Consider the following 9,868-nt stretch of genomic DNA (forward strand, 5'->3'; position numbering starts at 1 on the left):
TTAAAAAGTGAAAAGGCGGGAAGCGAATGGGTACATATGAAAAGATGATAGAGGTTGTGAAGAATTGGGATCCGTTTCAAATGGGACCGGAGTTTTATGAAACAGAAGCGAGCGATGTTGTGAACGTCATAAGTGTGTTTGACGATCCAAAATACATCGCAAAGAAGATTCAACATATATACTTTATGTCTTTTGAGGAAGTACCTGCGCTTGAAAAATGTGAGAAATTAGCTATGGAATTACTTATAATAAAAGAAGGTGGAAGCTGTTCATTATAGGCTGTCAGAATTTCCGACAGCCTTTTTTATATTATCCCGCTATTTGCTGGGTAGTAAGACCCTCACCTCAAAATTCAGCGGAAGCAAAGAAGTTAGGTGGGGGCTGATTAAAGTTTCATTTTATTGCGCGGAAAAAGCGATAATTTCTTCATAAACATGTTCAGGCTTTTCTTCAGGTAGTAAATGTCCTGTATTTTCATAAGAAATAAATTTTGAATTCGGTAAATCTTTGTGTAGACGATGACCTACATGTACAGGGACGACGCGGTCTTTTTCACCCCAAATGAGTAGGATAGGTGTTTCGATTTTTTGTAATTCAGTTGAAGATAAGTCACCTTCACGGTCTCGTATCATGCGAGTTAAAGCGGGAAATATACGGTTGTCATAAAAAGGAGCGGAGTAACCTTTTTTCATTTCATCGTCAATTAATGAGTGATCATGAACGACATTCATTAAGTTATGAACAATGCCGCGTCTAATAATCCAGTTCTTTACGTATAAATGAAAGAACGGTAAATAAGAAGAGTATAGTAAAGGTAAGGTTGCGCGCGCTAAATAGCTCGAGCTACATAGTAAAATCGTCTTTGAAATGAGTTCAGGACGTATACGGTTTACATAGAGAGAAATTTGCCCACCCATAGAATGCCCAACTAATACAATGTTTGAGAGAGATAAATGTTCAATTAAATCAATAATAATCGTTGCTAAATTGTGATAAGAATACTTAAACAGATGAGACTTATCACTTTTTCCGAACGGTGGTAAATCAAGAGCAATGACTGTTCCTTCCTTCGCTAGTAAAGGAATGAGACGGCGGTAACTGAATGAGGAAGATAAAAAGCCGTGAACGAGTACGAAAGTAGGGCGTTCTGTTTTATTATCATGTTCATACAATTCGTAATGAACAGTAGTGCCGCGAGTGGAAAAAGTGAAATAAGGACAAGTATATTTATGATTCATTTTTTGTCACTCCATTGATTTTTGTTCATATCATCTCCAAGGAAGAAGAAAATATGTTAACAAAAAAAGGCAAGATGACGATGTCATCTTGCCTTTCGTTTATTCAGTATTACCCGCGCACAATATTAGGCGGTGTTTTTCCTTGTAATCCTGCAACTAAATTTTCAGCGGCGGTCATGGCCATTTGCTGACGAGTTTTTAATGTTGCAGATCCGATATGTGGTAAAGTCACAACATTTTGTAATGATAAGAGTGGATTATCTTTTTGAATTGGCTCTTGTGTAAAAGTATCGATGCCTGCTGCAAAGATTTTCTTTTCTGTTAAAGCATGGATTAACGCTTCTTCATCTACTGTTTTCCCCCGAGAAGCATTAATGAAGATTGCTGTTTCTTTCATTAATGAAAATTCCTTTTCTCCGATAAGGTGATATGTTTCATCTGTTAATGGAGTAAGAAGAACAATAAAGTCAGACTGCTTCAGTAGCGTCTGTAAATCACAATATGTAGCATCGAATTTTTGTTCAGCTTCTTCTTTACGACGGCGGTTATAGTAAAGAACATTCATATCAAATCCGAATTTTGCTCGTTTTGCAACGGCTTCTCCAATTCGGCCCATACCGATAATACCAATTGTGCTATGGTGTACATCTAGTCCGAAGTGTTCTTTTCCGATTTCAGCGTTCCATTCACCATTTTTTACGTAAGAATCGAGTTCGCAAACGCGGCGCCCAGCTGATAGCATAAGGGCGAAAACGAGATCAGCTACTGTATCATCTAATACGTATGGTGTATTCGTTCCGATAACATTTCGGTTTTTCATCGCTTGTAAATCAAAATTATCGTAACCAACAGAAATATTGCTCACTACTTTTAAGTTAGGAGCCACTGTCAGTAATTCTTCATTAATAGCAGATCCGAAATTTAATAACCCATCTTTATCTTGTATTTTCTCTAATAGAACATCACGAGGTACTTTCTCATTTTGATCCCATTTTTCGTAATCACAGTGTTCTGATAAATAGTTTTCTACAAATGTCGGAACTGGTTCAGCAATATAAATTTTTGGTTTCACGGTTCCATCCCCTTTCGCTTTATCACGCATTTTTCCACTGATTAAAGTTTCACTTTACCCCGCTTTAACGAGCAGTAAGACTCCAACCTAAAAAGACGGTTGAGACAAAGAAGTGAGGTGGGAGATCAACTGCTCGTAAAAGCCCGATTGGTGTGGGCTGATAATCAGCGGGGTGAAGCATTCCGCTGATTAAAGTTTCACTTTATTTTGACATAATTCAATAGAAAAATCTTCTTTTCAAACTGGAAAGGGTATTTGTATAATTTAGACACAAACGAAAAGGAAGGATGATTTATATGGTGACAGAAAAAGAATTAGAATTATTAGCTTGTCTTGAAAAGAGTAGTCGATTATCTGTAGATACATTAGCGAAGCTGTTAAATATAGAAGTAGAAGAAGTAAAGAAGATGGTTGCGAGATTAGAAAATGAAAAGATTATTGTGGATTATGTAACACATATCGATTGGACGAAAGTGAAAGAACATACAGGTTTAACGGCAATGATCGATGTGAAAGTTACGCCAAAGCACGGCGTTGGGTTTGATGCGGTTGCTGAGCAAATTTATCGTTATTCAGAAGTGAAATCCGTTTATTTAATGTCAGGGACATATGATCTTTCTATTACATTAGAAGGGAAAACGATGGGGGAAGTAGCGATGTTTGTTTCTGAGAAATTAGCAACAATTGAATCTGTCGTTTCTACAACTACTCATTTCATTTTGAAGAAGTATAAACATGAGGGCGTTATTTATGAAAAAGACGATGATGATAAGCGAATTGTGGTGACACCATGAAGCAATTTGAACTATCTAGATCAGCAGAATCTTTAAAACCATCTGGTATTCGAAAATTTTTTGATTTAGCAGCAAATATGAAAGGTGTTATTTCCCTCGGGGTAGGAGAGCCGGATTTTGTTACCCCTTGGAATGTAAGGCAAGCATGTATTCGTTCTTTGGAACAAGGGTATACGTCATATACAGCAAATGCAGGATTATTGGAGCTCCGTCAAGAAATAGCAAAGTATCTAAAAAAACAATTTGCAGTATCTTATGATCCAAGTGATGAAATCATTGTTACAGTTGGAGCGAGCCAGGCGTTAGATGTAGCGATGCGTGCCATTATAAATCCTGATGATGAAGTGCTCATTGTTGAACCAAGCTTCGTTTCTTATGCACCACTTGTGACATTAGCTGGAGGAGTTCCGGTTCCTGTGGCGACTAAGCTAGAAAACGAGTTTAAAGTACAACCAGAACAAATTGAAGCAGCTATTACAGCGAAAACAAAGGCGATTTTACTTTGTTCACCAAATAACCCGACAGGTGCAATGCTAAATAAATTCGAGCTTGAAGAAATAGCAGTGATTGTTGAGAAGTACAATCTAATTGTATTATCTGATGAAATTTATGCAGAGCTTGTATACGACGAAGCATATACAAGTTTCGCGAGTATTAAAAATATGCGCGAGCATACGATTTTAATTTCAGGATTTTCAAAAGGATTTGCGATGACAGGATGGCGTCTCGGTATGATTGCAGCTCCTGTTCAGTTTTCAGAATTGATGCTCAAAATTCACCAATATTCCATGATGTGTGCACCGACGATGTCTCAGTTCGCAGCACTTGAAGCGTTACGTGCGGGGAATGATGAAGTAATTCGGATGAGAGATAGTTATAAGAAGCGTCGTAATTTTATGACGACATCTTTCAATGAAATGGGCTTAACGTGTCATGTGCCGGGCGGAGCATTTTATGTTTTCCCTTCTATATCTTCAACAGGATTATCTTCAGCGGAATTTGCAGAACAGTTATTGCTGGAAGAAAAAGTAGCTGTTGTCCCTGGTAGCGTATTTGGCGAAAGTGGTGAAGGGTTTATTCGTTGTTCTTATGCGACGTCGCTTGAACAACTTATGGAAGCAATGAAGAGAATGGAACGGTTTGTTGAAAATAAAAAAAGGACAAAACGTAATACGTTTTGTCCATAAAAGGGGGGGAATACTAGAAAGCCATGTGTTAGTAGTCTATCCCAATATTGGAGAATTATACTTCTTTAAGGGAAATTTTTCATGAATTTTGAATGAGTTCTGTCATAGTGGTATAATTTACTAATATAAGGTATGCGCATTCTAGATATTGTTATCTAGAATGTGTACTAACCAATCGGATATTTAAAATAAATATATCTGCTTTGCTCTCTATAATTGTAGAGAGAATGGTAAACGTATGGGAGTGTTTCATATGTCAGAACAATATACAACAGGAGTGGTTGTAACAGGGAAAGTGACTGGAATTCAAGATTACGGTGCGTTTGTAGCGTTAGATGCAGAAACACAAGGACTTGTGCATATATCTGAAATTACAAATGGATATGTAAAGGATATTCATGACTTTTTAAAGGTCGGCGATACAGTAGAAGTAAAGGTACTTTCAATTGATGAAGAGCACAGAAAAATGAGTTTATCGTTAAAAGCGGCGAAAAGAAAACAAGGAAGGATTCTTATACCGAACCCATCTGAAAACGGATTTAATACGCTGCGAGAAAAGTTGGCAGAATGGATTGAAGAGTCCGAGTTAACAAAGTAAAAGAGGAACGCATATGAGCGTTCCTCTTTTACTTTATCTTATGATATATATTTGCAAATATGATTGCATGCAATCATATTCGTATGTCGGAGGTGAAAGGACATACTGATTATCGAATTTCGTTTGTTTCTGGGTGCGTACCAAGATTTTCAGATGGTTTAAACAGTAAACCAAGGTTGATAAGCCCAGATATACCAACGATGCCGTAAATAATACGTGCAAGAGCTGAATTTTGTCCACCGAAAATGGCTGCTACTAAGTCAAACTGGAAGAACCCGATTAGTCCCCAGTTCACAGCGCCAATTACAGTAAAGACTAATGCGATACGTTGTAAAGTACTCATGAAAAAGCCCCCCTTAATTGTGAAGCATGAGCAAGCGATGAGTTAATTAACTCTTTTATAGAATGGGGTAGTTATGTTGTTTTTATACATAAAAAATGTTTGAAAGAAGATGTATATACATCTATACCGAAAAATGCGAATTTTTATGCAAAAAATGAACTTTTTCTAAAAAATATATATTGGTTACGTTTACAATGTTTGAATCGCTTGATTTACAACTTCAGTTTCGCTAAAGTGAATACAGAAATACATATCCATAATTGGAGGGAAAAAGATGAGTACACATGTAACGTTCGACTATTCTAAAGCGTTATCCTTCATCGGTGAACATGAAATCACTTATTTACGTGATGCAGTGAAAGTAACACATCACGCAATCCACGAAAAAACTGGAGCTGGGAACGATTTCCTTGGGTGGGTAGACCTTCCGCTTCAATATGACAAAGAAGAATTCGCTCGCATTCAAAAATGCGCAGAAAAAATTAAAAATGACTCTGACATTTTACTTGTTGTAGGTATTGGTGGTTCTTACCTAGGAGCACGCGCAGCAATCGAAATGTTAAACCATTCTTTCTACAATACGCTTTCTAAAGAACAACGTAAAACTCCACAAGTGCTATTTGTTGGACAAAACATTAGCTCCACTTACATGAAAGATTTAATGGACGTATTAGAAGGTAAAGACTTCTCTATTAACGTTATTTCCAAATCAGGTACAACAACAGAGCCAGCACTAGCATTCCGTATCTTCCGTAAGTTATTAGAAGAAAAGTATGGAAAAGAAGAAGCTCGCAAACGTATTTATGCAACTACAGATAAAGCGCGTGGTGCATTAAAAACATTAGCTGATAACGAAGGTTACGAAACATTTGTTATTCCAGATGATGTTGGAGGTCGTTTCTCTGTATTAACGCCAGTTGGTTTATTACCAATCGCAGTAAGTGGCTTAAATATTGAAGAGATGATGAAAGGTGCAGCTGCTGGTCATGATGACTTCGGAACATCAGAACTAGAAGAAAATCCAGCTTACCAATACGCAGTAGTTCGTAACGCTTTATACAATAAAGGAAAAACAATTGAAATGCTTGTTAACTATGAGCCAGCACTTCAATACTTCGCTGAGTGGTGGAAACAGTTATTTGGTGAAAGTGAAGGAAAAGATCAAAAAGGTATTTTCCCATCTTCAGCAAACTTCTCAACTGATTTACACTCATTAGGTCAATACGTTCAAGAAGGGCGTCGTGACTTATTTGAAACAGTTCTTAAAGTAGGTAAATCTACACATGAACTAACAATCGAATCAGAAGAAAACGATTTAGACGGATTAAACTACCTTGCTGGTGAAACTGTAGACTTCGTAAACACAAAAGCATACGAAGGTACATTACTTGCACATAGCGACGGGGGAGTACCAAACTTAATCGTAAATATTCCTGAATTAAATGAGTACACATTCGGTTACCTTGTATACTTCTTCGAAAAAGCATGTGCGATGAGCGGCTACTTATTAGGCGTGAATCCATTTGACCAACCTGGAGTAGAAGCATACAAGAAAAACATGTTTGCTTTACTTGGTAAACCAGGATTTGAAGAATTAAAAGCAGAATTAGAAGAGCGTTTAAAATAATAAAAAGCGACCGGATTCCGGTCGCTTTTTATTATTTTATCGAAAAGTTCATCAGTATATTCAAACTAAAGTGGGTATGCTAAAGGAAAAGTCTAGGAGGGATGGGCTTGATTCCGATTCAATCAAATTTAGAAGGACGTACATATGCGTTATATAAGTTAGAAGAGATTATGAAACCACTTGGATATAGCATTGGTGGTAATTGGGATTATGATAAAGGATGCTTCGATTACAAAATTGATGAAGAAGATGGGTATCAATTTTTACGAGTTCCATTTACAGCCATTGATGGAGAACTAGATGTACCAGGCGTAATAGTTCGTCTTGGAACGCCGTATATTCTTTCGCACGTATATCAAGACGAACTAGATGATAATGTGAATACTTTAACAGCTGGAACAAGTGGAATGGATCAATTTGCTGAGCCGAAAGATCCAGATGGAGATGTGAAAAGAAAATATATCAATATTGGGAAAGTGCTCATGCAAGAATTAGAGCGTCATTTTACTAATGGTGAATAACAATGAGTATGTCGCTTTCAATGAGAACAAAGGAATGAACTGGATTAATCATATATTGTTCGTCGCGCTTTATACCTAGTAAGAGAATGTTTTGCTTTAAAAGAGTATAGCTACAATTGGCAAAAGTTTGTCCGGTGCAGGATGGGGGAAGCTCCATCAGTTGTAATTTATTATCAGAGATTTCGTCGTAAAGTGAAAATAGTACACCTGAAATGGAAGGGAATAAAAGAGAAGCGGTAAATACATAGCTCGTTAATTTATTTCCTTCTATAATTTCTGACACGCCAGCTCTCGTTGCATTTTGTATTTGTTCAGAAGTAAGAAGTTCAGCGATGCAGTGAATGTTTGGGTTGAGCCCTTTTGCAGTTAAAATATTTAAAATGGACTGTGTATCCGCTGAGCTTTCGTTTTTTTCTTTATCAGCTGTTATTAATATGGTGTGTGCCGTTGCAATATTAGCCTTTAATAAAGTTTGATCGTGATGCGGACAACCTTTTATAAATTCTAAATGATGAAATGGTTTTGGGAGTAAAGAAAGTGTTTCATCAATTAAAACGATATCAAGGTTTGGTTGTAATACGTGCATTTGCTTTACAACATGTTTTGCACGCTCATTCCAGCCAACGATAATCATATGACCGTTAGAAGTAGCGGCTTCTTCACCTTTAATTTTCATATATTGTTTATTAATCATTTCAGTAGCAAACAGCACCATATAATAAGAACAAAAGCCAGTTCCTAATAAAATAATACTTATACCTATTAGTTTTCCTATCGTCGTATGGGGAGCAAAGTCGCCATATCCAACTGTAAAAATGGTAACGATTGACCACCAAATTCCGTCAAACCATGTAGTGAAATGAAAAGGTTCTAATCTATGTATAAGAAAACCGGAAAAAGCAGTCAGTACAATAATAAAACAAATTAAACGAAAAATAATGGAATCACGAAATGTATCTACTAAATTCGGACGGGATTTCAATTGCCTATTCCTCCTTACTTTGTAGGACTACATTCATTGTTGCCATTATAGAAAAAAGAAAAACTCTCTAATTAAAGAGAGTTTGTTTTACGTTACATACTTTCCACTTCAGTTTGTTGGACACTTTCAAGATGCTGGAGAGCATAGTAAACATCAGCAGTATGTCTTTTTTGATCAATGGACAGTTTAAGATGTAAATAGTGAGAACCGTTTTCTAATGTTTTAAGCTTCATATTCTTAACTTTTATATCCATTTCTTTTATTTCTTCAATTACGATTGGGATATTGTCCATATTTCGTACAACAAGTTTCACAGCGATATCACGTTGACGAAATGATCTAGGGCCTACATATTTCATCGCGAGTGGTATAAGTTCGACACTAATCATAAGGAAACACATTCCGAATATCGCTTCAATATAGAATCCGGCCCCAACAGCAATACCAATACCAGAAGCACCCCAGATCATAGCGGCAGTCGTGAGCCCTGCAATGCTATCGTTGCCTCTTCTTAAAATTACGCCAGCACCTAAAAAACCAATTCCTGATACAATTTGAGCGGCAAGTCGAAGTGGATCCATATTCATATGATCGGTATGTGGTAAGTTATAAGCTGCTTTAATAGAAACAATCGTTAGGAGGCAACTAATAATAGAAATAACTAAACACGTTTTTAAACCAAGTGGTTTCCGTTTTAATTCACGTTCTAAACCAATGGCAAATCCTAAAATAGCCGAGAGACCTAGTTTGATTAATAAATCGGTATAGTCCATATATATTCCTCCCTGTATGATATGCTATATGAATAAAACGCTTATTATAGAAAGAAACGTCTTTTGATAGAGTAACTTTATATAAAATATATGTAGGAATTGCTCATACATGAAAGAGATATTTCGTTTAAGTATATGATATAAAAAAAGAAATGTGGGCAGTTTTAAAAAAAGTTTATAAAAGGTGTTGCATTTCATTTTTCACCATGATATATTAATAACCGTCGCTGATGCGGAAACGCAGAAAACGACAAAAAAGAAATTAAAAAACTTAGTTGACATCGAAAAACGAAGATGTTAACATAAGGAAGTCGCAAATGAGCGACCAAGTAGTTCTTTGAAAACTGAACGAAACAAACAACGTGAAACGTCAATTTTTATTTTAGATGCTAGACAAACTAACTTTATTGGAGAGTTTGATCCTGGCTCAGGATGAACGCTGGCGGCGTGCCTAATACATGCAAGTCGAGCGAATGGATTAAGAGCTTGCTCTTATGAAGTTAGCGGCGGACGGGTGAGTAACACGTGGGTAACCTGCCCATAAGACTGGGATAACTCCGGGAAACCGGGGCTAATACCGGATAACATTTTGAACTGCATGGTTCAAAATTGAAAGGCGGCTTCGGCTGTCACTTATGGATGGACCCGCGTCGCATTAGCTAGTTGGTGAGGTAACGGCTCACCAAGGCAACGATGCGTAGCCGACCTGAGAGGGTGATCGGCCACACTGGGA

At 37.0% G+C, this 9,868-nt stretch carries 11 protein-coding genes and 1 rRNA gene; 7 read left to right on the forward strand and 5 right to left on the reverse strand.

From position 1 onward, the window contains the following. The first annotated feature begins 26 nt into the window (after positions 1-26). Entirely contained in the window at positions 27-278 is a 252-nt protein-coding gene (locus tag GBN91_RS25070) for a YugE family protein (protein ID WP_000537637.1), read from the forward strand. A gap of 120 nt (positions 279-398) precedes the next feature. Here the strand turns inward: GBN91_RS25070 and GBN91_RS25075 are convergent, their stop codons facing one another. Next, the gene (locus GBN91_RS25075) at positions 399-1,238 is read right to left on the reverse strand and encodes an alpha/beta fold hydrolase (RefSeq protein ID WP_001015860.1); all 840 of its coding nucleotides are present in this window, start codon (positions 1,236-1,238) and stop codon (positions 399-401) included. Between the two features lie 109 nt (positions 1,239-1,347). Continuing rightward, entirely contained in the window at positions 1,348-2,340 is a 993-nt protein-coding gene (locus GBN91_RS25080; protein ID WP_002024995.1) for a 2-hydroxyacid dehydrogenase, read from the reverse strand. A 266-nt stretch (positions 2,341-2,606) separates the two neighbouring features. Between GBN91_RS25080 and GBN91_RS25085 the strand changes: the two genes are divergently transcribed. The 3 genes from GBN91_RS25085 to yugI all read left to right on the forward strand — a co-directional run bounded on the left by GBN91_RS25085 (position 2,607) and on the right by yugI (position 4,889). Then, positions 2,607-3,104 (forward strand): Lrp/AsnC family transcriptional regulator, encoded by a 498-nt coding sequence (locus GBN91_RS25085; protein ID WP_000255696.1) that lies wholly within the window; start codon positions 2,607-2,609, stop codon positions 3,102-3,104. After that, entirely contained in the window at positions 3,101-4,291 is a 1,191-nt protein-coding gene (locus tag GBN91_RS25090; RefSeq protein WP_000808534.1) for an aminotransferase, read from the forward strand. Before GBN91_RS25085 ends, GBN91_RS25090 begins: the two co-directional genes overlap by 4 nt. A 253-nt stretch (positions 4,292-4,544) precedes the next feature. Further along, on the forward strand, positions 4,545-4,889 hold the full coding sequence (gene yugI / locus GBN91_RS25095) for a S1 domain-containing post-transcriptional regulator GSP13 (protein ID WP_000003764.1): 345 nt from the start codon (positions 4,545-4,547) through the stop codon (positions 4,887-4,889). A gap of 109 nt (positions 4,890-4,998) precedes the next feature. Here yugI and GBN91_RS25100 read toward each other — a convergent pair whose 3' ends face one another. After that, positions 4,999-5,232, reverse strand: coding sequence for a DUF378 domain-containing protein (locus tag GBN91_RS25100; protein ID WP_000105788.1), 234 nt, complete (start codon positions 5,230-5,232; stop codon positions 4,999-5,001). 274 nt (positions 5,233-5,506) lie between these two features. Between GBN91_RS25100 and GBN91_RS25110 the strand changes: the two genes are divergently transcribed. Further along, positions 5,507-6,859, forward strand: coding sequence for a glucose-6-phosphate isomerase (locus GBN91_RS25110; protein ID WP_000103654.1), 1,353 nt, complete (start codon positions 5,507-5,509; stop codon positions 6,857-6,859). Between the two features lie 107 nt (positions 6,860-6,966). Then, a complete protein-coding gene (locus GBN91_RS25115) occupies positions 6,967-7,380 on the forward strand; it encodes a YugN-like family protein (protein ID WP_000612334.1) in 414 nt (137 codons plus the stop codon). Here GBN91_RS25115 and GBN91_RS25120 read toward each other — a convergent pair. Then, complete coding sequence (locus GBN91_RS25120; RefSeq protein ID WP_149215202.1) at positions 7,367-8,362, reverse strand: potassium channel family protein; 996 nt, start codon at positions 8,360-8,362, stop codon at positions 7,367-7,369. The genes GBN91_RS25115 and GBN91_RS25120 overlap by 14 nt on opposite strands. 92 nt (positions 8,363-8,454) lie before the next feature. Next, positions 8,455-9,135 (reverse strand): MgtC/SapB family protein, encoded by a 681-nt coding sequence (locus GBN91_RS25125; protein WP_000386676.1) that lies wholly within the window; start codon positions 9,133-9,135, stop codon positions 8,455-8,457. 404 nt (positions 9,136-9,539) lie between these two features. Between GBN91_RS25125 and GBN91_RS25130 the strand changes: the two genes are divergently transcribed. After that, positions 9,540-9,868 (forward strand): 16S ribosomal RNA (locus GBN91_RS25130); the annotation flags it as partial.

The organism is Bacillus sp. B1-WWTP-T-0.5-Post-4 (assembly GCF_009183795.1).
Classification (GTDB): domain Bacteria; phylum Bacillota; class Bacilli; order Bacillales; family Bacillaceae_G; genus Bacillus_A; species Bacillus_A cereus.